This window comes from Sphingobium chungbukense (assembly GCF_001005725.1).
GTDB lineage: Bacteria > Pseudomonadota > Alphaproteobacteria > Sphingomonadales > Sphingomonadaceae > Sphingobium > Sphingobium chungbukense.
Genome location: NZ_LBIC01000009.1, coordinates 221,182 through 246,135 on the forward strand (window position 1 = coordinate 221,182; position 24,954 = coordinate 246,135).

At 62.9% G+C, this 24,954-nt stretch carries 17 protein-coding genes and 1 other annotated feature; of the genes, 4 read left to right on the forward strand and 13 right to left on the reverse strand.

Annotated features, from left to right (window positions below):
* The first annotated feature begins 175 nt into the window (after positions 1–175).
* Positions 176–313, forward strand: a complete 138-nt coding sequence (locus YP76_RS28360; RefSeq protein WP_198147546.1) for a hypothetical protein — start codon at positions 176–178, stop codon at positions 311–313.
* A gap of 450 nt (positions 314–763) precedes the next feature.
* On the opposite strand, the gene YP76_RS18980 is transcribed toward YP76_RS28360, so the two are convergent.
* Complete coding sequence (locus YP76_RS18980) at positions 764–1,561, reverse strand: universal stress protein (protein ID WP_046765317.1); 798 nt, start codon at positions 1,559–1,561, stop codon at positions 764–766.
* 399 nt (positions 1,562–1,960) lie between these two features.
* On the opposite strand from YP76_RS18980, the gene YP76_RS18985 reads away from it, so the two are divergent.
* Positions 1,961–4,603, forward strand: coding sequence for a PAS domain-containing protein (locus YP76_RS18985; protein WP_232307635.1), 2,643 nt, complete (start codon positions 1,961–1,963; stop codon positions 4,601–4,603).
* A gap of 14 nt (positions 4,604–4,617) precedes the next feature.
* Here YP76_RS18985 and YP76_RS18990 read toward each other — a convergent pair whose 3' ends face one another.
* The 7 genes from YP76_RS18990 to YP76_RS19020 form a co-directional block, all read right to left on the reverse strand.
* Positions 4,618–6,372 (reverse strand): chloride channel protein, encoded by a 1,755-nt coding sequence (locus tag YP76_RS18990; protein ID WP_046765152.1) that lies wholly within the window; start codon positions 6,370–6,372, stop codon positions 4,618–4,620.
* 107 nt (positions 6,373–6,479) lie between these two features.
* The gene (locus tag YP76_RS18995; RefSeq protein WP_046765153.1) at positions 6,480–7,370 is read right to left on the reverse strand and encodes a hypothetical protein; all 891 of its coding nucleotides are present in this window, start codon (positions 7,368–7,370) and stop codon (positions 6,480–6,482) included.
* Positions 7,371–7,555: 185 nt separating this feature from the next.
* Complete coding sequence (locus YP76_RS19000; protein WP_052757492.1) at positions 7,556–8,767, reverse strand: hypothetical protein; 1,212 nt, start codon at positions 8,765–8,767, stop codon at positions 7,556–7,558.
* 198 nt (positions 8,768–8,965) lie between these two features.
* Positions 8,966–10,525: a DUF389 domain-containing protein gene (locus tag YP76_RS19005; protein ID WP_046765154.1), complete on the reverse strand. Its 1,560-nt coding sequence runs from the start codon at positions 10,523–10,525 to the stop codon at positions 8,966–8,968.
* Positions 10,526–10,734: 209 nt separating this feature from the next.
* Positions 10,735–12,231 carry a SulP family inorganic anion transporter gene (locus YP76_RS19010; RefSeq protein ID WP_046765155.1) on the reverse strand — a complete coding sequence of 499 codons (1,497 nt, stop codon included), beginning with the start codon at positions 12,229–12,231 and terminating at the stop codon, positions 10,735–10,737.
* 65 nt (positions 12,232–12,296) lie between these two features.
* Positions 12,297–12,352 (reverse strand) — a sequence feature (sul1 is cis-regulatory element that is thought to sense ions involved in sulfur or methionine metabolism; They are found in Alphaproteobacteria).
* 480 nt (positions 12,353–12,832) lie between these two features.
* Positions 12,833–13,138, reverse strand: coding sequence for a hypothetical protein (locus YP76_RS28785; RefSeq protein WP_232307636.1), 306 nt, complete (start codon positions 13,136–13,138; stop codon positions 12,833–12,835).
* Between the two features lie 257 nt (positions 13,139–13,395).
* Positions 13,396–14,688, reverse strand: a complete 1,293-nt coding sequence (locus YP76_RS19020) for a site-specific integrase (RefSeq protein WP_232307637.1) — start codon at positions 14,686–14,688, stop codon at positions 13,396–13,398.
* A 328-nt stretch (positions 14,689–15,016) separates the two neighbouring features.
* Here YP76_RS19020 and YP76_RS19025 point away from each other — a divergent pair, with 328 nt between their 5' ends.
* Positions 15,017–16,147 (forward strand): hypothetical protein, encoded by a 1,131-nt coding sequence (locus YP76_RS19025; protein WP_157035834.1) that lies wholly within the window; start codon positions 15,017–15,019, stop codon positions 16,145–16,147.
* Positions 16,148–16,438: 291 nt separating this feature from the next.
* Here YP76_RS19025 and YP76_RS19030 read toward each other — a convergent pair whose 3' ends face one another.
* From YP76_RS19030 to YP76_RS19040, 3 genes are read right to left on the reverse strand one after another with little or no spacing between them, the layout of a single operon-like run.
* Positions 16,439–17,743, reverse strand: coding sequence for a TniQ family protein (locus YP76_RS19030; protein WP_046765158.1), 1,305 nt, complete (start codon positions 17,741–17,743; stop codon positions 16,439–16,441).
* Entirely contained in the window at positions 17,740–18,582 is an 843-nt protein-coding gene (locus tag YP76_RS19035) for a TniB family NTP-binding protein (RefSeq protein ID WP_046765159.1), read from the reverse strand. Before YP76_RS19035 ends, YP76_RS19030 begins: the two co-directional genes overlap by 4 nt.
* Positions 18,579–19,982: a Mu transposase C-terminal domain-containing protein gene (locus YP76_RS19040; RefSeq protein ID WP_232307638.1), complete on the reverse strand. Its 1,404-nt coding sequence runs from the start codon at positions 19,980–19,982 to the stop codon at positions 18,579–18,581. The genes YP76_RS19035 and YP76_RS19040 overlap by 4 nt, the downstream gene beginning before the upstream one ends.
* Before the next feature lie 758 nt (positions 19,983–20,740).
* Here YP76_RS19040 and YP76_RS19045 point away from each other — a divergent pair.
* Positions 20,741–21,691: a hypothetical protein gene (locus YP76_RS19045; protein WP_046765161.1), complete on the forward strand. Its 951-nt coding sequence runs from the start codon at positions 20,741–20,743 to the stop codon at positions 21,689–21,691.
* Between the two features lie 671 nt (positions 21,692–22,362).
* On the opposite strand, the gene YP76_RS19050 is transcribed toward YP76_RS19045, so the two are convergent.
* Both YP76_RS19050 and YP76_RS19055 read right to left on the reverse strand, forming a co-directional pair.
* Positions 22,363–23,574, reverse strand: coding sequence for a replication initiator protein A (locus YP76_RS19050; protein ID WP_046765162.1), 1,212 nt, complete (start codon positions 23,572–23,574; stop codon positions 22,363–22,365).
* Positions 23,575–23,845: 271 nt separating this feature from the next.
* Positions 23,846–24,934 carry a ParB/RepB/Spo0J family partition protein gene (locus tag YP76_RS19055; protein ID WP_046765163.1) on the reverse strand — a complete coding sequence of 363 codons (1,089 nt, stop codon included), beginning with the start codon at positions 24,932–24,934 and terminating at the stop codon, positions 23,846–23,848.
* Positions 24,935–24,954 lie beyond the last annotated feature (20 nt).

The window sequence follows — 24,954 nt, forward strand, 5'->3', positions numbered from 1 at the left end:
GGCACGTCCGGAAAAGCGCTCCTTCTCTAAAAGCGCTCCTTCTCTAATGTGAAGGCGGGATATGGCTCTACGGCCAACGATCGCCCGCGCCAACGTCCGGATGAAGACCAGATTGGTCTGACAGAGGCTTCAAGCTATAGGGATTCGCTGTGTCGCGCTTAGGCAATTGCAATCCATGTTCGATATCGCTCATCCCTATCTCTCCCTGGTTGCATCCATCGCCGTAGGGCTACTCGTAGGGCTTGAGCGCGGCTGGGCCAAGCGGGATTTCGGCAAGGGCCGCAGGGTCGCGGGCTTCGCACCTTCGGGCTGATCGGATTACTTGGCGGGCTCGGAGGTCTTGGACCTGACATGGTCGCCGCTGCCCTGGGCCTGGGAGTCTCTGCCGTGCTGACGGTCGGCTACAGCCGAAGCGCCGATGCGCATCAAGGTGTGTTTCGCCCTGATGCGGTCCTGCGCCGCCGGTGGCAAGGATAGCGTTCCAGGCGGCGGCCGCTGAGATCTCCCCGGTTGTGGAAGGTCATCCGAAAATGGCGCGGACCCCGGAGCTCTTTCATCGGCGCCATGCACGCGGCAAGGTTGAAGTAGGCCGGTTAAGTGTCGCAACTCCTATTTCAGTCCCCGCACCTCGCGCCACTCCTGACAAGGCTCTGGCCTGTCTGGAGGCGTGGCCGCCATATCAGGGGAGAGCTTGTGCGAAAGGGCCTCGCCTGCGGCACGCCATCCGGGCGAATCGACGTCCTGGCCAGTCCGCAAAAAGGGGTCAATGCCCCAATAGGGTGGGCCTCTTGCCATGCGTAAGCAGACGCCGGGTCACGCCGCCGAACGTTTCCATGATCCTGCCCCGCCCGTAGGCGCCCATCATGAGATAATCGGCCTTCCACTGGCTGGCTTCTTCTTCGATGATGGCGTCCACCGGATGAAGGCGGTCGTCAAGAACCCGTATGCTCGCATTCACATTGTGACGCGAGAGATATCGGGCAGCGTCGCTCGGCTCAGCCTGTATCGACCCATCCTTGATGGTCAGCACTTCAACTTCTTCTGCCAGCGCAAGCAAGGGGGTGCAGGCTCGCATGGTGGCGATGCACGAGGGATGGCCGTCCCATGCCAGCAGAGCCCTCTTTAAGGCAAAGCTCTTCACATGCTGCGGAACGGCCAGAACCGGGACCCGGGCGTGCATCAGCACCTGGCCGGCGATTGTCCGCATGTCGGGAAGCGGGTAGCTGTCGAGCTGCCGATTAAGCACCACGATGTCGGCAAGCGAGGCCTCCTTAAGAAGACAGCTGGCGATTTCACCAGTGGTATCGACCCAGTCCCAGCTGACGTCCTCCTTGGCAAGGTGAGCACTGATCCGCTTCTTGTTGCGGGCTTCGCTGTCCCGCTCATCAAGCAGGAGCGCAGTTTCGCCAAATCCGGCATAGAGATCGCCAGCGATGACGGGAAAGGGCGTCACGTCGATACATTGCAGATGACCGCCAAGCGCACGGGCCAGGTCGAGAGCCGCCTGAAGTCGCGCTTCCTGACCTTCGTCATCATGTACCAGAAGAAGAATATTCTTCATGAGCGCCTCCACGAGAAGGGCGCCAAGTTACGATGGGTCGTCTCCAGCAGCTATGGGGAAACATACTTAAGGGCAACGCGCCGCGGCGACCGGTCCTCCCCATGGCAGGGATCCGAACCTCACGATGTAGGATGCAGAAATATCAGGGTCGGCGTCAGGCCTCTCGGCAGGGTGACGGTGATCGAGTGGTCATCCGCAGACGCATTCAAGCATTCCGCTCCCACGTCTAATTTGTGCGGGAACCCGATCAGCAGTTCGTCCGCTTCGCTGAGGGAACCGGATTATGCATGAGGACATGATTATGCGCACCTCCGATCACGGCGCTCGGTGGCTTGATGACGAGGAGCCTTTGAGGTCTAGTAGCGGAACCTTTGACCCTTGCCCCGCTAGGAAGCCACGTTGTCCGATCGAAATGATAGCAGCAATCGTTCCTGCAAGAGCATCGCGGATGACGAAAGGATCGAGAACGGGCTAAGCGGCCTCGACCCTTTTACAGACCCCTTCGTCGCCGCGGTGCATGCCACGCGGATGCCGATGATCATCACCAATCCCCGGCTTGCCGATAATCCGATCGTGTTTGCCAATGATGCCTTTTGTCGACTGACCGGATACGGGCGCGCTGAAATCCTTGGCCGTAACTGCCGTTTTCTGCAGGGTGAAGCCACCGACCCGGAAACCAGGCGATTGCTCCACGAGGCCGTCGAGCATGCTCATCCGGTCGAAGTCGACATCAGGAATTACCGGAAGAATGGCGAGCCATTCTGGAACCGGCTCCTCATGGCGCCGGTGTTCGACGCCGACAAGAAGCTTTCCTATTTCTTTGCCAGCCAGGTGGATGTGACGCTTGAGCGGGAACGGTTGTCCGGGCTTGAACGTGACAACGCCACCCTCATGGCCGAGGTGAGCGCCCGTTTGCGCAGCCAGGACGAGCGCGAGCGGGAGTTGGCGCTCGCGCTGCGGGCGGGGGGCTTTGGCACCTGGAGCTTCGAACTCCAGTCCCGGACCTTGACCGCGTCGGCAGAGTGCAAGAGGTTGTTCGGCCGGGAACCGGAACAACCGTTCACCTTTGAAGATAGAATTGCGGCGGTTCATCGCGAAGATCGCCGGCGAGCAATCGACAATATGATCGAGGCCGGCACGGGCGGCCGCGAACATCAGGAGGAATATCGCATCATCTGGCCCGACGGCAGCACACGCTGGATATCGTCCCGTGGCCAGCCCTTCTTCGACGTCGATGGCAGACCTATCCGGGTTGCCGGTGTTTCGATGGACATCACCAGTGCAAAGCGGGCGGAGCTGAAGCGCCAGGCCCTGGTTCGCCTGAACGACCTTTTTCGCGACCTCGATCACAGCGCCGACATATCGCACGCCGCAGCGGAGATCCTCGGTCAGACGCTTGGCGTGAGCCGGGCCGGCTACGGCATGGTCGACCGCATCCAGGAGACGATCATGATCGAGCGGGACTGGAACGCAGTCGGTGTCGCGACCATAGCAGGCACGTTGCAGTTTCGCGAGCACGGCACCTACATCGAGGATCTGAAGCACGGCGAAACGGTGTGCGTCGATGACTCCCGCCTCGATCCGCGCACCGCCGACAGATCAGCGGTGCTCGAGGCAATCAACGCTCGCGCATTCATCAACATGCCCTTGCATGAGCAGGGCGGATTTGTCGCCCTCATCTTTGTCAACAATGACACGCCGCGCCATTGGTCTAAAGATGATGTCGCATTTGTCCGTGAAGTGGCCGAGAGAACCCGCGATGCTGTGGAGCGGCGCCGCGCGGAGCAAGAGCTCGCCGAGCTGGCTGCCTCGCTTGAACGCCAGGTAGCAGAGCGGACCGCCGAATTGCTGCGGGCGGAAGATGCGTTGCGGCAGTCCCAGAAGATGGAGGCAGTCGGCCAACTGACAGGCGGTCTCGCTCACGATTTCAACAATCTGCTCACAGCTATCGGCGGTGGCCTCGAACTGATCCAGCTTCGCCTTGCTCAGGACCGCGCGGGCGAGATCGGTCGCTACATGGACGCAGCACAGGATGCGGTGAAGCGAGCGGCAGCCTTGACCCACCGCCTGCTCGCCTTCAGCCGTCGGCAGACGCTCGACCCCCGACCCACCGATGCAAATGGGCTGATCTGCGGCCTTGAAGATCTCGTTCGCCGGACCGTCGGTCCGGCCATCCTGGTCGAAACAAGATTGGCCACCGATCTGAAATCCATCCTGGTGGACCCGAACCAACTCGAGAACGCGCTTCTCAACCTGTGCATCAATGCGCGCGATGCGATGCCCGACGGTGGACGGATCATGATCGAGACGCAGGATCATCTGATCGACGAGCATGCAGGCCGTCGGCGCGACATGATGCCCGGCAATTATATCTGTCTGTCGGTCAGCGACACCGGTACAGGCATGGATGCCGAGACCATTTCCAGAGCATTCGAGCCTTTCTTCACCACCAAGCCGATAGGCAGTGGGACCGGCCTCGGCTTGTCGATGATTTATGGATTTGCGCGCCAGTCGGGCGGCGACGTACGCATCCACTCGACGCCAGGCATGGGCACGACTGTCGCGATCTACCTGCCACGAGACGGCCAGGCCGTCGTGGCCGACGCTTCACCGCTCCCCCTGTCCGCGGCCCCCCGGACGGACGGGGGTGAAACGGTCCTCGTCGTGGATGACGAAGTTGCCGTCCGCATGCTCATCATCGAAGCGCTGACTGACCTGGGATATGACGCCATCGAGGCGCCTGACGGACCGGCAGCGATGGAGTTGCTAGCGCAGGGGCGCGACATCGATCTGCTGGTAACCGACGTCGGCCTTCCCGGCATGAACGGACGCCAACTCGCAGAGGCGTTGCGGGCGACCAGGCCTGGCCTCAAGGTTCTTTTCATTACCGGCTATGCGGAGAATGCAGTGTTGAACCATGGCCATCTGGAGGCAGGCATGCACGTCATCACCAAGCCATTTCCGATGGAAGCCCTCGCATCGCGCGTCAAGGCCATCTTTTTCGAACCGCCGCTCGGCCCCGCCCGTTACACGCGCCCATGAAGATAAGGGTGACATCAGCTCTCCCCGAACAAAGCCCGTTGGGAGGACTCGATCTCCTCGAAATATCGCCGTCGGGCATGTTTCTCTGTCAATACGCCGATCACCAGGCCGGAACCATCGACTACCGCGAGTTCGTCAGCAGCCCACCGGTCGAACAGGGGCAGGACGGTCTGGATATCGGCATCCGGCTTCAGCTTGGCATCGCGCAGAACCGCAAGCGCTGCCACTTGCGCATCCCCATCAAGTCCCGGCGCATAGGCGGCAGCCGTCGGAACAATGCCGCGATAATGTCCGACCGCATCGGTCATGATCGCTTTGCTCGCCGACCCTAGCGGGACGGTGCGCCGAAACTCGGCCACCGTGCAATCCTCGCCCACCGATGCCCAGTCACGCCGCATCATGCGCGCGGCGGTCAGGCTCAGCACCCAGCCGATGTCGCGAGGGCTACGGATGCTCGAACCACGCAGGTGCAGCCGCCATGTCGAGAAGGAAAAACCAAACATCTCCCTGGTCACTGTACTCGACAGCAAGGAAGCAGTCAGCACAACAGCCATCAGCGCAAAATCGTGGGTCGTCTCGAGCATCAGCAGGGCCAGCGTCATCGGTCCGCCGACAATCGATACGCTGAGCCCGGCCATACCCACAAGCGCTGCATCGTTGGGATCGAGGAAGATCCCCAATCCTCCTGCGTTGACGAGCCCGGCGAAAATCTGGCCCGCCAGCGATCCCAGGAACAGCGATGCGAAGAACAGGCCGCCCCGGAAGCCAAAACTCAGGGAAATCACCGATGCGGCGATCTTCAGGCCCAAAATGAGTAGCAGGAGGGTAAGGGCAGGCTGCAGGACCAGGTTGAGGTGCAACGCCCCATGTCCTGCCGACAGTGTCTGGGGTGACGCCAGAGCCAGAGGTATCAGCAGCAACCCGCCGACCAGCGGCTTCCATCTTCCAAGCTTGGTCCAGCCTTGCACCCGCACCTCGGTGAAGGTGACCAGGCGCATGATGAGTATACCCAGCCATGCACACAGCAGACCGAGCAGGGCATAGAGAAGATAATCGCCGGTCGTGATCGCGCGGTGGGCCGTGGTCGCAATCAGCCAGGGCTCTCCGCCCAGCGCTCGCGTCACGAAGACACCCGCCAGAGCAGCCGCGATCACCGGCGCGATCGCCGAGGGCGTATAGTGACCGATAACAATTTCAAAGGCGTAGAAAGCCCCGGTCAGCGGAGCGCCGAATGCCGCACCGATTGCGGCGCCTGCGCCCGCTCCCACCAACGTGCGCAGGTCGTTGCGGCGCAGTTTCAGCCACTGCCCAAGCATCGAGGCAGCCCCTCCGCCCATTTGCGCATAGGCCGCTTCCAGCCCGACCGAGGCGCCCATGCCGTTGGAAATGACCGTCTGGGTCGCAATGATGAGATTGTCAGCCCCTGGTATGCGCCCGCCATGGAGGGCATTTGCTTCGACAACGTCGATGGGCGCCCCCTTGCGTCCTTTCAGGAGAAGGGCAAAAAGCGTCAGCATGAGGCCGCCCAGGGGCAGCGCCAGCAAACGCCAGGGGTGATGAATAGCTCCGAGCGCGCTCAGTCGGTTGCCCTCGACACCATAGAATAGGTGCTGCAGCCCGTGCGCCAACCATTGCTGCACATTCGTCATCAGTCCGGCGGCCAGTCCGGCCGCGGCTGCCAGCAGAATAAAGGTCGCCTCGCTTTGCCGAAGACGCCGGCGCACCCGAATGGTGGACGACCGCGCGAACGATTTCCAGTTTCGTTGCATTGTTCTCGGGTGGCTCACGGCAGTCCTGAACCTGCCGAGGCGCGGCCCTGGACCATTTGCGCTGTCAGAAGGAAGGTAACCCGATCCACGCTGGTAGCCGAAATGGCTCAGGCCTTGTCTGGCGCAAGGAACGACTGAGCCGTCATCTGCGGCCTGACATGCAGGCTCCGTTTGCACTGACCCAGAGTTTCGAGCACGAGACGGTAATCGGCCACGGCTCGCGCACGCGCCTCCTGAGTCCGTGATATATTTGCACCAGGCGGCGGCATGTCGGGCAATGAGCAAGCCAGCCGGTACCACTCGAGGCTATCTGGCGAGGGAGGCCCTCCTGCATCCTTGATAAGCTCGGAGAAGGAGGCGTGCCAGCTTGGCCGCTCGCCAGGCCGATGCCGCACGGTTACCGATGCAAAGGAGCCATCCTGCGTATCGAGGAATATTTGCGTTCTACCCTGCTCCAATAATGCGCCGGGTACATGCAGCAAGGCCCGAACGCCCGTTACAGGCGGAGGGGCATCGGGCGAAACAGCGGCTCGCAGTATAGCCCGCAGGCGCGCTTCCCCCGCAGGACTCCAGGGCAGCTGCGCGGTGGGGGTGACAAGCTGCAGTTCGCCGGGCTTACCCGCAACTCTGCGAGCGAAGATAAAGACTTCCTCCCCCTCCAGGTCATCGGCTCGACCACGACCATCGAGCGGCAGGTCAACCAGATATCGGACGTTGCGTCCGAGGGGCTTCCTGCTCACGAGCAGGGCTCTGGCCTCGCCCTCGATGTAAAAGCGACCATATCCCCGGCGACCTGCCGCCGAGCGAGAGGGATCGACCGCAATCATCGTGTCGACCCGCACCAATGCTATCAATCCGGCAGAGTAGGAGAGGTCTGCAACATCAGCGTAAGTGACCATCCGCTCCCCGCCGATGGTCTGTGCATCCACCACCATGGTCTGGGCAGTCCCAGCCGCCGCGAAAATTGCTGCGATAAGATTTCGCCAAATTATTGGCATCCGGCGTTCTCCTGAATGTTTTTGCAAGTAGCTCGAGCCCGAGCAATCGCAAGAGAGCGTGAGGGTAAATCCTAACTGCTCCGGCGGTCAGGCTGCAACCCCTCCCCTCCAGGAAAAGGCACGCCAGGCGATGTACCGGGTGCCATGGCAACCTCGTTCGGGCCTCTTATGTCTTTATGACACAATTATCCTTCGGCTGGAGCGCCGACGAGCGTTGCGACGATACAGACCATGCCCACCAGAAGGAAACCCATCTGCCGCGCGCCGCCCGCTGTTGCGGTGCGCCTCGCGACGATGAAGGCCAGGCTGCATTGCAACGCATAGAACAGGGCAAAGGCGCGCGAGGATATCGCGACCACCTCGAATGGATCGGTCAGCCACACAACCGCCACCGCCAGTGAGCCGGCGAGCGCAAATGCCACCTGGACGCTCACCCGCCGCTGCGTCACCTCGCTCATGAGGCCTCCTGAACCGATGGAGTCCGCGACAGCCGCGCTAAGCTGACTGGAAACGGCTCCCACCAGTACGAACAGCCCCAGCGCGGGTCCCACGATCGTCATGATATCAAGGATGCCTGCAACGCCCTCAGCCTGAGCAGCGCGCGCCAGGAAGGGCGTAAGGAGCGCCAGAAAGGCAAGATAGATGGCGGACGCGATCCACTGAGCATGCCGCATCGTGCGAATGCGCAGCGCCTGGTCATAGGCATGGCCGAGATAACGGGAGGTCTCAAATCCCTGGACCGTGATGACGAGTCCGAGGAGGAGGGATATGCTGCTCCAGTTCACCCGTGCGGGCGGCAGGGGATCGGCGGCGGCATTTGTGAGCCACCAGCACGCAAGTGCTGCCAGCAACCCGGCGATGATGCCGATCTTGAGAGCGACCGTGCCGTGAGCAAGATGTTCGACACGGCGCAGCCCGTTCCCCAGGGCAAGCGCCACGATCGCAACGATGAACGTGGTGACGATCGCATTGGAAGCCAGCATGTGCCATGCCGGATCGGTGTCGAATGGCTTGAGCAGAAACTCCGCAAGCAGTTTGAGATAATAGGCCACTGAAATCGCATAGGCGATGGCCAGGACACCCTGGGTCGCCCGCGCGAGCCATGCGAGGGGATCATTGACCCGAGCAGACGCAAGATAATTTTCGACATGAACGATATTGAAGCGGATGACGGCCCCTGCGGCATAGGCGATCAACAGGAGAATCGCTTCGGCGATGATGGCTGCCCGTCCGAACTCGCGCGCCAGAATAGGGCCGCAGATGAGAAAACCGCTGCCGATGATCGATGCGAGCGGCGTGACGGTTGCGCGCCAGCTATCGGTGCGTGCGAAACGGCTGAAGGTGAGAAAAGCCGTCACTGCGGCGGCACAGATCAGTGCGATGAAAGTGATGATCAAGGGTCTCGTTCCTGTCTAGCGACCTGGAAAGGGCGTTGTCAGGCATCATGCGGCGCTAGCCCGCGCTGCGAGAAATGCCGCTCATCTTCATGGCTTCAATCCGACCCTTTGCCTCGCATCTTGAACGGGCGGACCTTCCGGTGGGATGGCCAGGGTAAGGCAATTCAGGCCAGTGGGGATTCGACGCCATTCCGCGGCTCATGGAATATCAGCGTTAAGAGCTGGAGCCAGGCTGAAGCTTGCGCCCCCAGCGGTAGCAGGGACCGCCTCGATGCCCTCGCTGCGTATCAGGGCGGCAATAGCCATCGCCCTGCGCTCGGCAAGCGTGGGCGCCTCGGGGCTGTCCTGGGCCAGACCAGGAACAGCTATCGCCCGGATATTCCAGCGCCGGGCAGCCCAGGCGGACGTAAGCGCCGCATCGCGTGCCGCGGCGTCGGGGGTATCGGAACCATCTGCAAAGACGATCTGTGGCATGTCTCCGCGGGGCGGAACGAGCGCAATGTCCCAGTCGACGGCCTGGCTGCGCGCCCGCTGTTCGAGCGCACGATAGCTCGACAGGCTTGCGCCGGGCAGCGGCGCGGCCGCGGCAATCGCGCGGCGATGATCGCGATCGATGGTTATGGCATCGGCCGGAACACCCGCTGCAAGCGAGATCAGCCGGGCCAGGGCTGCTATCCGCGCCGTTTCCGCGGTCGCTGGTGAGCTGGCCTGCCGCAATTCTTCCCGCTGCGCCTCGATCGCGCCGGCGCCCGGCTCCAGCAGCACTTGGTCCAGCTGGAGCCGCAGTGGCTCACCAAGTCGCCGCGCGAGCTCGGCCTGGAGCATGGGCGTGCGTTGCATCCGTTCCCGCGGGGTAATGATGACGGAGCGGATCGCCATCGGCCTCGCGTCGAAATCGACGTCCAGCTGCGTGACGCGGGCGCCGCTGCCGAACCGGTCCGACAGGAAGGAGCGAACCTGGGTGATTGTGACCGCCTCGGTAGCGATACGCTTGAGTGAGAAGGCAAGTGGGACCGCCATCACCACGAAGACCATCATGAGCACGATTGTCTGCGCCCAGCTTTGCTGGCTCGACAGAAAATGTCCAAAGCCGTAGAGCCGGGCCATGACGGTCGCCGACAAAGCTATGGTAACGAAATTGGTGACGAACAGCGCGAGCGCTCCTCCCAGGACCGGGAGGTTCCAGGTGGCAAGGCCATAACCCACCACCGCCAGGGGGGGCATCAACGCGGTCGCGATCGCCACGCCGACGATGGTGCCGCCACGCCCCCTGATGATGGCGAAGGTGCCAGCCAGCGCGGCGAACAGGGCAACCCCCAGATCGAACAGATTGGGGCGGGTTCGCGCGATGATCTCAGAGGTTGGCGCCTGAAGGGGTGAAAGCGCCACGATCATGGCGGTGAAGGCTATCGCGCTTGCAGACCCCGCGCCAAGAGCGACGAGGGCGCGGCGCATCTCGCGAAAATCGAACAACGCCAGGCTGAAGCCCAGGCCCAGGATCGGGTTCATCAAGGGCGAAATCAGCATCGCGCCGATCACCACCGCCGGAGAAGAAAGCAGAAGGCCAAGCACCGCGATCCCGGCCGACATGATCGTCATGAAGAGGTAGCGCGGCGACCAGCCGCTCTCCTCCGCTATGACCGCAATGACCTGTTCATGTTCGACGCTGCCTACCAGCTTCAGCCGCCACCAGCGATAAAGCGCCATGCGGTCCAGCCGTGCCCGCATGGACGTTTCGATCACTCTGTCCCGACGCATCTGCGCGACCCCCTTTTTCTTTCCTCCAGAAGCGAGGCTGATCAAGGCAGCCTATCTTCGTCGCTCGCACTACATGGAACCGGAAGGAGACGCTACCATGCCCAAGGCTGGGAAAGCAGCACGGTTCGCTGTCAACCGGCCCGCAGTCTCTCATGCCTCTTTCACGCCAGCGGTTCAGCGTGCAGCTTCGCGCTGTCACATGGGCAAGCTCAGTGCGGCACCGAACCTGTCTGGACTCCGGTCTTGTCGTGCAGTGCGAAGCGGTCGACAAGATCCTCGCTTGCCTTGTTGTAGCCGATGATCTGCACGGCCCGCACATCGCGTCGCAGCCGCGCCACGATCTTGTCGAGAGCGCCCACAGCCGAGATGTCCCAGAAGTGCGCCGCAGACACGTCGATCGTGACGCTTGATCTGCCCTGCTCCTCCTGAAATGCGCGTGTGAAACGAATGACCGACGCGAAGAATATCTGCCCGCTTACCCGATAAGTGGCGTGATCCCCATCCTGGGACAGGATGCGCTCGACCGCGAACATGCGCTGCACCTTGCCAGCGAAGAATATGCCCGAAAGAAGCACGCCGGATAGCACGCCCAGCGACAGATCGCGCGTCGCCACCACCACCGCGACCGTTACCAGCATGACCACTGACGAGCTCGGCGGATGATGCCGGAGGTTCGGGATCGAGTTCCAGCTAAACGTGCCGATCGACACCATGATCATCACCGCGACAAGCGCGGGCATCGGTACCTGTCCTACCCAGGGTTCCAGGACGGAGAGAAGGAACAGGAGGAATGCACCGGCCATGAAGGTCGACAATCGCCCGCGCCCGCCTGATGTCACATTGATGACTGACTGACCGATCATCGCGCAGCCGCCCATGCCGCCGAACAGAGCCGACACGATATTGGCCCCTCCCTGCCCCAGGCACTCGCGCCGCTTGTCGCTGTCGGTGTCCGTCATGTCATCGACGATCTGCGCCGTCAGCAGCGATTCGAGCAGGCCAACCGCCGCCATCGTCACGGAATAGGGCAGGATTATGCCGAGCGTCTCGAGCGTCAGGGGCACCTGCGGGAGCGCGAAGCTCGGCAACCCTTCTGGCAGCCTTCCCATATCCCCGACCGTGTGCACCGGAAGGCCTAGCCCCACGCTGGCCATGGTAAGGACAAGGATCGAAATCAACGGCGATGGCACGGCCTTGGTAAGGCGGGGAAACAGATAGATGATCCCGAGCCCGCTGGCCACCATGGCGTAGGTCTGCCACCCGACATTCGTCAGCTGCGGAAGTTGAGCCAGGAAGATCAGGATGGCGAGGGCGTTGACGAAGCCGGTGATCACCGAGCGCGACACGAACTGCATCAGGAGGTCCAGCCGCAACAACCCTGCTACCGCCTGGATGAGGCCCATAAGGATGGTGGCGGCGAAAAGATACTGAACGCCGTGCTCGCGCACCAGTGGCGTCACGAGCACCGCAACGGCTGCTGTCGCGGCGGAAATCATGCCGGGCCGCCCGCCCAGGAGAGCGATCACCATCGCAATGACCACCGAGGCATAGAGCCCCACCCTCGGATCGACGCCCGCGATAATTGAAAAGCCGATGGCTTCGGGAATGAGTGCAAGCGCAACGACGATGCCCGCGAGCATATCGCGGCGAATGGATGTCATATCGCTCATCCAGGCGAGACGGTAAGAGGAAGAGGTACCAGTCATTCGGAAATTTCCACAACAATGCACATGGCGCTCAGGTGGCGCGGATCAATTCGGGTCATGTGGGATGTTGTCCGGCGGATCGGCGGCCGGAATAGCCACCCGGGGTTGCACCGGGTCCTTGCGAATGCGGCGACCTAGCTCACGCAGCGTTGTCCTGGCAAGGGCATTTGCAGGGTTGAGGCAGGATTGTGCATCCGCCTTGACCGTGCCTGTCGCGACACTTTGCACCCGGGAGGCAAGCGTAGGCCGGACTGCCTATTTAAATCGCACTCTCCTGGAGATAACCTCCGGGGATTGGCAGGAGAGTTGGCATGCGTATGTTGATTTTGCCGTTCGTGGCGGGACTTGCGGCATGCGGGTCCGATAGCAATGAAGCAGCGCAGAGCGGGGGAGAAAGACAACCGCCCAAGGTTGCACCCGCGCCTGTTCCCGAGCCTGCGTCTTTCGAGCGCGAAGCACCGCCCCCAGACATTTCGATGCCGGACTTCGCACCGCAATATCCCGGTTCGATCGTCAAGTCGGCAAGCAGCGCCCGGAGTGGATCGGATCTGCACGAAATATCCTTGGAGACCAGCGACGATGCCGCAGCCATCATGACATTTTATCGGGACAGATTTCTCGCTGCTGGTTTGCGGAAAACGGCCGACTTCATGTCAGGGGGCACGGGGATGCTGTCGGCAGCTGCAGGTAACAGGAAAGCCTCGATCGCCATATCCCGAAGCGGCGCACGAAATGTCGTGATCGTCACCTTCTCAGGCAGGTGAGGCCTCCTGCAAAGGTCAAGAGCGTGACGGGCAACGAATCCAGCTTCGGGATCTCCGGCGACCTCGATTGGAACAATCCCCATACTGATGACAGCAGCAAGGCCATGACCTGCGCCAACCTGCATCACCGTAAAACGGAACACATATTCCTTCTCTCTCGATGTGCGGCGGCTATGAAGCCGGCGTGATTTCTTGCGGAAGGATTTCGTCTCAGAACATCCGGACGCGAGCTCGAGGTTTGCCCGTGCTCCGGAGTGCGTCTGTGGGCTGTTCTGATCGCAGCATGGTCCACGCCCCCCGTCCCTCTTGAACGCATTGGCCCCTTGTGACCGGACAAAGAAGACTGCATCCGGCCCCATTTCCCCGTTTTGCCGGACGGACAGAATTCGCTGCAGCGGCCTCACTTTCTGACGCCCTTCAGCATGCGCGCCGCGGCGTTGGAGGACGGCGCCAGCTTGCGGCCATAGCGTAGAGCAGTCGCGGTAGAGGTCCAGCGCAACGCCTGCGCAATCGGCCCCGCGTCCTCGCCATTGGCGAACAGGTCCTGGGTCAGCCCGACCCGCAGCGAATGCGTGCTCAGGGCATTGATCGCCTCGGCCAGATCGGCTCCCATGAGATCGACCAGGCCCTGATCGGCGGCTGCGAGCGCCGTCCGCTTGATGATCAGACGCACAGCGGCGGGTGTCAGTGCGTCTTCCCCAATTTTGTATGTCGCGGTGGCAGCGCGCGCGGGCCGCGCGACCATGCGGTCGCGATCGACCTGGGCATGATAGGCCAGATCGCTGATGGTACGTTCGCGCCGGGCTTCGCTTGGCTTTGTCCTGGTCACCGCCACCCTGCGGAACAGGACGCCCGCGCGTATGGAGGCTGCCTCCCGCCACAAAGCCACACGCCGCATCGTATCGGGCGAGAGCCACACCAAGGCCCCTTTCCCGTCCTGGTCGGTTTTCGAGCGTGCCAGCTCGAGCAGAGCTGAGCCGTCCTCTTGCCCTTCAATCTGTTCGAGCGCGACCGCCGCCAGTTCCGACACCCGCAGACCGGCATCATAGCCCAGCGACAGGATTGCCGCATCGCGCAGTCCCACGACATCGCGCCCACAGGCATCAAGCATGACCGCAAGCGTGAACCCCTTGACCGGCTCCGGCCCGACTCCGTCGCCGAACCGCAAGGGGCCGGCCTGGCGCTGCCTGACCCCGGCCCGGCGCCGCAGGCCACGAAGGGCATCGCGGACCACCCCGGCACCGACGAGATTGGGAACACCCAGAAGGTGATGGGCCACCGCCAGCGAAGACAGGCGCCGGGACACGGTGGCCGGCTTGAACTTACGCGTCTCGCAATAGTCGACATAGGCCACGAGCCGAGCTTCGCTGGCGGGCAAACCGATCCCGCCCTGCCCTGCCGAAAAGTGCGCGTAGCAATCCAGGTCGACCGCGAGCGCCTTGATGCTGGCGGGCGCCCGCGCCTCGAGACTCTTCTTGAAATTGAGTTCGACCAGACCAGCGCCTTCACCCGTCAGTTCCTGGAGCAAGGCGACGAGCTGGGCTTCGCGATTCCGCGCGGACCCGGAACGCCGACGGGGCAGTTTGGTCTCGCCCGGCGGCAGGATCGTCACGATCTCCCCGGCAACCGCCGCCTTCGGTTGTGCCAGGCGCGGCGCCGGCGCAGACATCGGCAAATCTGATTTCTTGCTCATGGGCCAACCCGGCCTGACGCTGCGGGACAGCCTCCGGCAGGCCAGTCCGGCGTTATTGGCAAGAATCCGGTGTTATTGGGAAAAAAATATCGCCCAAAACCGCGGGCAGCGTGGAGTCCGGTCTTATTGGGAAAACGACACATGGACGGGATTATAGCTGCGAAAATGTGGCTGTCACTATCGATAACACCTCATTATCGTTAGTTCGAAAAAAGGCTGATCAAGGCTGGTGCAGTTAAGTCGATTTAACTAGACTTGGTGGATGGCAGACCCCTCGCCCCCCTTCCATCCGCTCCAGTCAGACGAGGATGCGCCCCTCGACGCGCTCATGGCGGCGCGGGTGCAGGCCACGCTTGCCTGGGGCCAACTACAAGGCAAATTATCACATGTGCCTCGCCAAGTGGCCCATCATTTTTGCGCCGCGCTCGTCCGCCTCATGCTCATCGAGGCCCTCGCCCAGTCTGGCTTTTCCGGCGCCGAGGGCTGGTTTTCCGCGTGGTTTTCCGGCCTCGCCCCCGTGCCTGACGTCACGACCCAGATCACCGCCCCGGCAGCGTTGGTCGCCGACACGCTGCTGTCTGAGCTATCCCTGTCCACCTGGGAACCGCTGGGGCAAGCGACCGCGCAGATCCGCGCCGCGGCGCGCTTCGATCAGGACAGGCACCATGCTGAGCCTGAAATCCCGCCGGCGTTCGCCGTCGAGGAAGCCACCAGGCTGTCCGAGTCCCTCGCATTGGGTCCCGAGGAAAATTGGCCGCTCGCCGCGCTGGATCGCCTGCACGACGCAGCCGCAGGCTCGCCGCATTTCGCGCCTGTCGAGCGGAACCGCCAGTTGCTTGCCCTGCCATCCGGGCCGATGGTCTTCGAGCAGGCAAGGTCCGCCATGCCGCTATGGGCGCTCGATCTTGTCGCCGGTCGTCTGATCGCGCAAAGCAACCCGGGCTCCCCTCCCCTCCCCTTACCCGGCACCGTGCGGGCCGAAGCGCTCCGGCCCGAATTGTGGCCGCGCGAGCGTGCCATTCTAGTGGCTGAGGCCGCCGGAAATGCCGCGCGCCGTGTGAGCGAACAACTGGATGCGGCCTATGCGCGGGTGCAGGTTATGCAGGCGGCTATTTCCCGCCTGCGCTCGACGTCGCGCGCGCCGCATCTGTACCGGCTGCTCGCCGGCTTTGGCCCGCTGCGCCCGCTGCAGATCGAGCAGGCCCTGGGCGTATCGAAAAACGGCGCGCGCGATCTTGTGGCAGCGCTCGTCAAAGCGGGCTTGGCCGAAACAACCGCTCCCCGACATCAGGCGGTCATTCGCGCCCTGCCGCCCCCACGCACTTATAATGTCCCGGCAGCAGAGGACGACGTCAGTGCCGACAGCCCTTATGCCGAACATGACGCGATCATGGCCGATATCGACCGCCTGCTCGCCCGCGCGAATGCCTCCTGTCGAGGAAATGATCTGGACGAGTGAGCCGGCTGCAAAACTCCAGGGCGAATGGAAATTTTCGCCTTGGATCCGCTGTTCAAGCAGCGTTGCAGGCCGCTCAGTCGGCAGATTTCAGGCAAATAATTGATTTTGAACCATAAAATAAAAGTGCCCGCAAAGGCCCCCTAGAGCGCGAAAACGAGGCTCGGATAGGCCAAGGGTGCTCGGAGACCTTCAACACGCCCTACGAGGCTCTGAGGGCAAAATTGAGCCAAATGTCCTGTGGCCGGCATGTGTCGGCCGATTTTTGCATCGTGCGGCAGCGCAAGCTCCGTGTCATGCGCCCTTAAACGTCAATCCTGTCAGAAACGCCGCCGCTTTCATCTGGATCGGCGCGAGGCACTGTGTCCCCTCCAAAGCGTCGAAGCCGACGGGAAGACTTGGCAGATGGAGCAGGACGCGAAAGTCTGGATCGGCGAAGCACGCGGCGAGCCGCGCCCGCAAGCGATGGACATCCTCGTGGCAATCGTCCCAGCGATCGCCATCGCAACGCGCGACAGGATCAGTACCGTCCGCCAACCCGGCTTCCTGCAGATACACCAGCGCCTCCTGGAAGCCCCGCAAACAGGTCTGCGCGGAAATCTCACCACCAGCCATCTCGGCGGCGCGGCGGAGACTCACCTCGTGCGCCAGCGCCGCACGGCCCTTTCGCCACACACCCTGCCAATGCACAAAGCTGTAGTTCTCCTTGGCCCGCTCCAGTCGCTTGCAGACCTTGCCCAGTTCCCGGCACTTGCGCTCAAGCTGCCGCAGGCCGATCCTCGCGATCGTCTTCGCGAGGTCCGGGAGTTTGGGGCCAGACGCGCCCCGCGCCCTGCCCGTTGGCGCGCCGCGTCCGGGCCGCGTCGTGAAGCCGAAAATCTGCTCCCATTGGCCGGCTTGGAGTCCGTCTTTACTGTGGAGGGCCGCCAAGAGCAGATGACGGGCAGGTGCGATATGGAAGCAGTTGCCGACCAGCGCCGCCCGATAGCGTGCCGGCATAGCCCCGAAACTGGGGTCACTCCCGCGAACATGGGCGCGCGCAATGGTCCCATTCCAGGCGAGGCGGGTTTTGACCAAGGTAAAGCGGGCCATTTGCGCCCGGGTCCGATCCACATTCTCCTCAAGCAGCTGCCGCGCCGCGTTGCCATGCCCCCGGACCATGATCCCCCGCAGATCGGTCAGCAACAAGGCATGGGTTTCGCAACAGGCGGTCACGCGCAAAATCCAGCTCCGCTCGATCCGCCATGGCTCGGCGGACGCCAACCAATCGCGCCAGCACTGGGCGCAGCCGATCGAACGCAGCGGCAAAGGCAACAGATCGGCCTTCGGGCAGCCCACGAACGTCCCGGAAATCGCCTTCTCCGGTACCATCGTCGCCCAAGCCAACCGCTCAACCATGGCGTGACGCGGTTCCGCCGCGCCAGCGGCTGAGGATGCCAGATCGCGATCGGCCAGCGCCGCGTCGATCCCGAGATGGCGAAACAGTGCCTTGGGAGTGGTGTCATGACACTCGGCCAAGCGCCGCAGCCAGGATTCGAAACATTCTTCGGGCAGCGGCTTCACCCGAAACGCCAAGGGTTCGATGTCCCGGCCGCTCATTCCGGGCTGTAGGGCATGAAGAGCTGCAACGCCTGGCTGATGTCGTCCTGCGTCACCAGCGCACGGTCATGCCGCTTGGCGACCTTTCCTGACCAGCGCAGGATCCGCTTGAAATTTCCGGTCACCCCGCCGCTTTCGCGCCAAATGCGCTCGGCAAAGGCGGGGTCGGCCAGATGGTCGGGCTCTTCCATCCCCATGCCGCGCGCCAGCGCCCTGATCAGGCGCTGCGAGGGCTCGCCTGGCTCCCATAGCGGCAATTTGAGCATGATCGAACGGTAGGCCAGCTCGACATCGTCAGCAAAGATCTGCCGGGCGACATCGAGGCCCGCCACGACCAGGGGCACATTGCCCGCGCTCATCAGGAAACGGAACGCATCGAGGGTGTCGCGCCGCGCGACGCCGCTGGCCGTCAGCATCACGTGGACATTATCGATTGCGACCAGCCTCGTACCCTGTGCGGCCAGGAGATCGACCACCTTCAAATCGGCGGTTTTGTGCGTGTTCGTGCGGATCGGCCAGCCCTGTTTCCAGAGCAAGGCGAGGTTGATCTTGAGCGAGGTCGGACTCGAGGGAATGACCGTCCGCAACACTGGTTGATAGCGCGCCTCGCCCCAATGGGCAGGCTCGGGAAAGGCCTCGGTCAGGCGCCGCTGGGCTTCGCGCAAGATCGAGGTCTTCCCCATGCCGGACTGGCCGGTGAGCACGATGCAGGTCGGGCGTTCCTCGGGGTCGTCATGGGCGACTTCGACAATCGTCTCCACAGCGTTGTGGGCTTCTTCGAAATCGATCCAGAATGGGGATGCGGGCGCCAAGGAAGGCGGTGGTGCAGCCACGCTCATGTCCGCTCCTGCAACCAGTCATCCTCGCCCAGGTCCGCGACCGGTTTCCAGTCAACCGGCGGCCGTTCGGGCTTTCGGGCAACGCGCAGGTCCGCCAGTGTCGTCCCCTCCCCTTCCCGGCGCTTGGCCTGGCGCCTCGCCTCCTTCGTGCGGGCGCGCGCGTCGTGGATTTCCTGGTTGGCGGCAGCAACCGCCCGTGCGGTCGCGGCGCGACCGCCATCGGCCTGATAGGCCCTGCCCAAGGCCCTGACCCTCGCTCTGCCGGCTTCCCAGTCCGCCTCCCAAACGTCTGGATACTGGCCGATGACCGGCAGTTCCACATAGCTGCCGTCCAGGTCGGCATAGACATGCTGGATCGTCCGCTCATCCCAACTGATCTCGACCTTTTGGCCGATTCGGGCGGCGAGCGCCTGATGCCAGTAATGGCGATATTTGATCCGAACGCCCTTGGCATGGACCGTCAAGGACGTCGACGGCAGGAACTGGCGGAAGAGCTGCTCCGCATCGACCGACAGGGGCAGCAGCCGGCCGCGTCTGGCCGCTTCCCGCTCCCACATCTGAGCGGGGCAGAGGCCGCCCAGCGCGCTGTGCGGCGTGTGGTGATAGATCGCGATCTGGCACAGGAGCCATCGCTCGAATTCAGCCAGCGTCATCGCTGCTTCCGCTTCGGCATCGTACCCGTCGCGCGCCGAGACGTTCGATCCCGTCGCACCGGGCAAAAGTCTCAGTTTTCCGACCATTGTGCCGATCAGCCGCTCGATATGCCCGCCTAGATGGGCAGGCCCAGGCTTGCGGACATCGGGGTCTATCCCGTTGCGCACACAGGCCCGTCTGAAGCCCTCCGACCGATGCGGTTTAGCCTGGTCCGCATGCAAGCGGCTGAACAGGCCATACATTGGGTAGCTGACGTCCACTCCCAGATGATTGAGGATCGGCTCCTTGGGCAACATGGCACTCGCAACCGCCCGCCCGCACCGGAATATCGAAGGGTCGCCGAAGCTGACATAGTAGCCGAGGATCGATCGGGTCCAGATTTCGATGAGGAAGGTGATCCAAGGTCTTCCGAGCTGTTCCCGCCTCAGGCTATCGACCAGGATGACATCACCCCTGGTATGATCCATCTGAACCAGGTCGAGAAATCCGTCGCTGCAATATTCGCCGGGGTGTGGCTCATGGGCACTTCTGGTCTTTGATCCCATCGTGGCTTTGGCCCAGACGCGGCTCGGAATTTCACACAGCAGCCGATCGATCGTTTTCTCGCTTGGGATCAGATCGGCGGAAAACCCGTGATTTCCATTATCCGCGTGCAACAGGCCCCATATCTGCCGCGCCGCTTCCGCCCGCGACGGCGACACCATCTTGAGCGCAATTTCCTCGATCAACGTCTCGATCGCAGCCATCACCTCCGGATCAATCCGGTGCGATCCGAGAGTGGGTCCCCGCGGTTTTGGAGCAAGCGTCTCCGCGACCGGATGCGCCCTAAATCGCGCAGCCAATGTCCGTATCTGCCGCTCCTTCAAGCCTGTTGCCTCGGCAATCGCCGCGACCTGAGCTGCCGTCACCGGGCCGGAAAGGGAGATATGTTGCCGGAAGTGCGGGTATAGCGCCAAACCCGCCTCGAGCGATTTGAGACTTCGTCGGGGCGCGGGAGACGGCTTGCGCTCAATCATGGATGGACTCCACAACGATTTCTGCGTCGATGAAAATGTAGCTTACTTTGTCGACCACCGCGACGGACAAATCGAGCGAGACAGAATTGCTTGCAGTATCGTCGCTATAACCTTTTGATTTGACGATGAAACAGCAAAATGCAGTCTACTTTGTCCGCTGACACCAGCCGCTTTTTTCGCCGTGAACGGTTGAGCGCAAAGCGGGGTCAGGAGGTCAGCTCTCGACAGAGACCTGGCCTCCTTCGCGATAGGCGCTCTGTTTGCCTTGTGCGAACAGGAGATCTGCCTTGTTGCGGGGCCCTGCCAACCGCCCTGCCCTCGCCCATCCGACATCAAATCATGCTGGCCGCGCTCATGCCGATGTGCCATAAGCAGCTTTGTGGTCGAGTCCTTCATGTAAGACATCCCACCCTTCCAATCCGGGCCTATCAGCGGATACAACCAACGCCCCTCTTTGGTTGTACGTGCCCTTGCGCTATCCCTAGAAAATGCGCGATTTCTCATCCTCTTCGGATCAAGCCCTGCTTCTCCTTGGCCGACTCGACGGAAGGCTGCTCAACAGCCCGGCAGCCAATATCTGGCTGGCGCAGGCGAGATTGAAGGGCGCGGCTGCCCTGGCAAGCTTTGCGGGCATTCCCGTGTCGGTGAGGAACCTGCAGGACTGGATTTGCGGCCGCACGGCTCCGCCACGGCACAGCGAAGGTCTGAACGATCCCTTTTCCATCGCCGCCCTGTTTCACTTTGCCCTGTCTGCGACGGAGGGCCATGGCGACCCTATCGCGCGGGCGACGCTCAATGTCTCGCGTAGCTTGCTGGACGATCGGAAGGAGGCCGACCTTTGGGCGCCGGAGGACCTGGTGCGTTTTGGTCCGCTCTGGCGCATGGCGCAAATGCTGCTGGAAGCTCCCTACCCTGTCGCATCCTTCCAGACGGTCGCCCGGCGTCTGATCGAAGCACGCACCAGCCTGGACATGCCAGCGACGGAAGGACAATTGCTCACGACGATCGATGGGCGGCAGTTGCGGATAGAAGCGCGGCGGTTCGATACGGGGTGGCTGTTGGCCTGCCATCTGCCCGCGGCGCTTGTCGCGGCCGGTCTGGCTCTTCGTCCCCTGCCCTCGCTGGTCGATCTGCCCCGCTTCCTGCCGGATGATCCAGAGGCACTGGCCGGGCATATGGCAACCATGATCGCAAGGCAGGCGGGTCAGGGGCTGGTTGAACTGGACCGGTTGGAAGCGAAGCTCGCGCAATTGCCCCAGTTGCCGGTCACACGGCGAAGCAAGGCGCCGCTCCTGATCCGGCTGGAACTGGCTTATCCTGGGCTTGGCAGGACGGCGATCGCCCGATTGCTCGGCATTTCCCATCAGGGTGCGACCAAATTGGTGGCGCAGGTGGAGCGGCTGACGGAGGGTCGGCTTTCGGGGTTGGGTGGTCGGTAGACGGAACGGGCCGTTGTAGATTCATCCATAAATTCCCAAGGCAATATCTCCGGCCAGTTACAAGGTTTCTAAGTTAGTTAGAGAGTTACCGGCCCCGGCGCAGTCGTCCGAATCGCCGGAATCGCATGAGTCGGCCGGAAGGGCCCGTTCCCATAGGATCGATGGTTCGTTCCCATTGTGTCGGACCGTCCGTTCCTGAAATGTCGGGGAACCGTTCCTGAAGGGGCGAAGACCGTTCCTGGAGTGTCGACGATAGCGGATTTGCCTCGATATGGCGGACCGGATTGAATCAGTTTTCGAAATGGGGTCCGGGAGGACGTTCAAAATCTTCGACGGCTTGAGCGGAGCGGAATGGCTGGGAGCGGTTGCTTCATCCTCTGGGAAGCGCACCCGACACTTCGGGAACGGCCATCCATCCTTCCGTGGCATCGAGACGGGGGATAGCCGGGCCCGCACAAAGGCCGATGGCAGACCGGCGCGGCGGTCAGAGGGTGTGCGGATGACCATGGTTTGTCGGGCCATGCGCGCTCGACTGGCTGTAAGCGGAATAGCCGTAATAGGATGATCGTCGGCCCGCATGATGACGGGCCGTAATGGCGAGATCGGCAGGCGGGAGTGGGAGAGGGGCCACCGGTCCGGGCGCCAGGGGCGCGCGGATCTCGGCCGACGGTTCAGAGGCGGTGCCGGTTCTTCTCGTGGAAGCGACGGACGAAGCCGATGAAGGCCTTTTGGTAGCTGACCGGCGTACGAGCGGCATCGCCGTCAAGCCAGTCGCGAAATTCCTGATGCAGTGCCTGATAGTCCCAGCCAGGGCATTCTGCGCGCAAGGTGGCGAGCGTGGCGTCGGTGATCTCACCCGCGCTGGCCTTGGCGGACAGTCCCGCCACGGTGCGGCGGATCATGGCGCTCGCGTCGAACAGTTCCGGCTTTTCCGCTGCCACGGATGGGGAGGGGGACGGGGAGGGGAAGGGACTATCGGAAGTCGGCTTGGTAACGGGCCGGGCGGCCGGCAGGCTGGCCGGGGCGCTGACGGAGGGAGATGGAACAGCGGAGCGGCGGCGCATGCGCAGCGAGGGTTCGCGCTTGCCCTCCGCCTGTTCGAGATGCAGCGTGTAGCCGGGCAGGGGGTCCCGTTCGGCGATCTTGGCGATCTCGAACTTGAAGCGGCGGTACGCGCCCTCGGCCCCGGACTTGTCGAACAGGGTCGGCATGGAGATGGCGAAGCCGGCCTCGCCCGCACCGCCGGCATGTTTGCGCGCCACCTTGTAGAGCCAGCGTTCGCGGCCGCCCGTGAGGTCGAAATAGGCGCGGTCGATGCTCAGCACGCCGCCCTGCATCAGCACGCCTTCATAGAACCAGTTGGAAAGCTCGATGGTCATACCGCGCGAGCGTTCGGTGCGTTCGTCGACAAGCTGGGTCCAGCCGTCGAGCCAACTGAAGGTCGCCTCGCGGCGGTTTTCGGCGCGGATGTTGGTCTTGATGGTGGTGGAGACGAGCCGGTCGAGCGACTGGCCGAGCAGTTCATAGGCGCGGCCGGTGGTCGGCCGGTGGATGGCGCGCAGCAGGTCATAGGGCATGAGATGCAGCTTGCGCGGAATGTCGTTGAGGCCGCGGCGGGCCATGTCGGCCAGTATCGAGGCGCAGTAGATGAGGATGTCCGCATCCCAGATGGTCGCCATGCCATAGTCGGGATTGGCCGAGACATGGACCCATGCCTTGCCGTCGGGGGAGGTGTAGTCGATTGGCTTGACCCGCTTGGTCTTGGCGAGGCTGAAGAAGGGGCGCTCCATCATCTCGCGCTGGTCGCGCAGCGGCATGTCCGCGATATAGGGAAGGAAGAGTTCGAACTGGTCGTTGATCTCGGTCTTGCCGGTGCGGATCATGGGCAGGTCCTGTCGATGAAAGGCAGCCCGTGGCTTCCGACGGCGCAGCGTCGGGCGATGACAGCATGGCTAAACCGTGAAGGAACGAGCGAATAGAGAAATGTGGAGCAGAGGCGGGGAGGGGTGTTTCCCCGGGGAAACGGAGAGGATGCTCCCCGGAGGGTGACGGCAAGAGGACGAGCCTGTTTCCCCGGGGAAACAGGTTGCGCGGCGAGGGCGTTGCGCATCCGCCGCGCCCATTCCGCTGCGATGTCCCGCCCCCCCGCGACCATCAGCGTTGCAGCCCCTTGCCCTGTCGTTCGAGATGGTCGAGCGTGTCGCGCAAGGCCTGGGTCAGCATGTCCATGTCCGCGCCGGACCCGGCATGGAGACGGATGGTGACGCCCTGGCGATTGACGGACTGAACGGTGAGCGCGGGGCGGCCAAGACGGGTGTTCCAGACATAGGGTTCTTCCCTGGGCGCGGATTGTGCGGCGCGAGGGGCGTCGAGCAGGCGTTTGAGCACATCGCTCGCTGGGATCAAGATTGCACCAGCCGCGCGCAAGGCGCACTGTTCGGAAGCGAGCCGGCCGGCTTCCGCCATGATCGCCGGGGCGGCTTTTGCGTCGTCGAGCGCCTGCGCGAGGGCATAAGCGGGTTTCAGCAGCACGTCGGCAGGCGACGCGAAGGCGTCGATGATGGGGTCGGGAATGCCTGCGACCTTGATCATCTTCGACAGCCAGCCCTTGGAGAGTTTCAGCCGTTCGGCCATGCGGGTCAGGTGGCTGCCATAATGGGCCTTGAGAGCTTCGGCATAGTTGCGGGCGCGCTCCAGATCCGAGACGTCCTTGCGGGCGCGATTTTCCAGATCGGCCAGGCGAAAGGCGGCTTCGTCGTCAAGCTGGGCGACCTGCGCCACGAACATCATCTCGGGATAGCTGTTCGCGCGCAGCCAACTGATCGACCAGTGGCGGCGGGTGCCCGCAATCACCTCATAATCGTGATCGGGGTCGCCCTCGACCCGGCGGACCACGGCGGGCACCTTCTGCCCGCCTTCGGCGATGATCGAATCGATCAGTTCGCGGCAATTTTCCTCATTGAGAAGCGCCTGATGCCGGGCATTGCCGGTCCAGATGCGGACCTTGGCCGGGTCGAGCAGCAATTGCGTGACCTGCCGCACCTCGCCCGAGGCGAGACGGGCGAGCGCGGATTCGCGGCCGAGCAGGGTCGTGCCGCGCGCACGGTCTGGACGACCCTGGACCGGGGGAGCGGACAGGGGGGGCTCCGGTGCCTTGATTTCTTCCTGGGCGGGCGCAGGCGTGGCAGCCTCCGCCTCCTCCGAAAGCAAAGCGGCGAGATAGTCGGATTGCTTACGCGCCATCACATTTCCCCCCAGGCGAA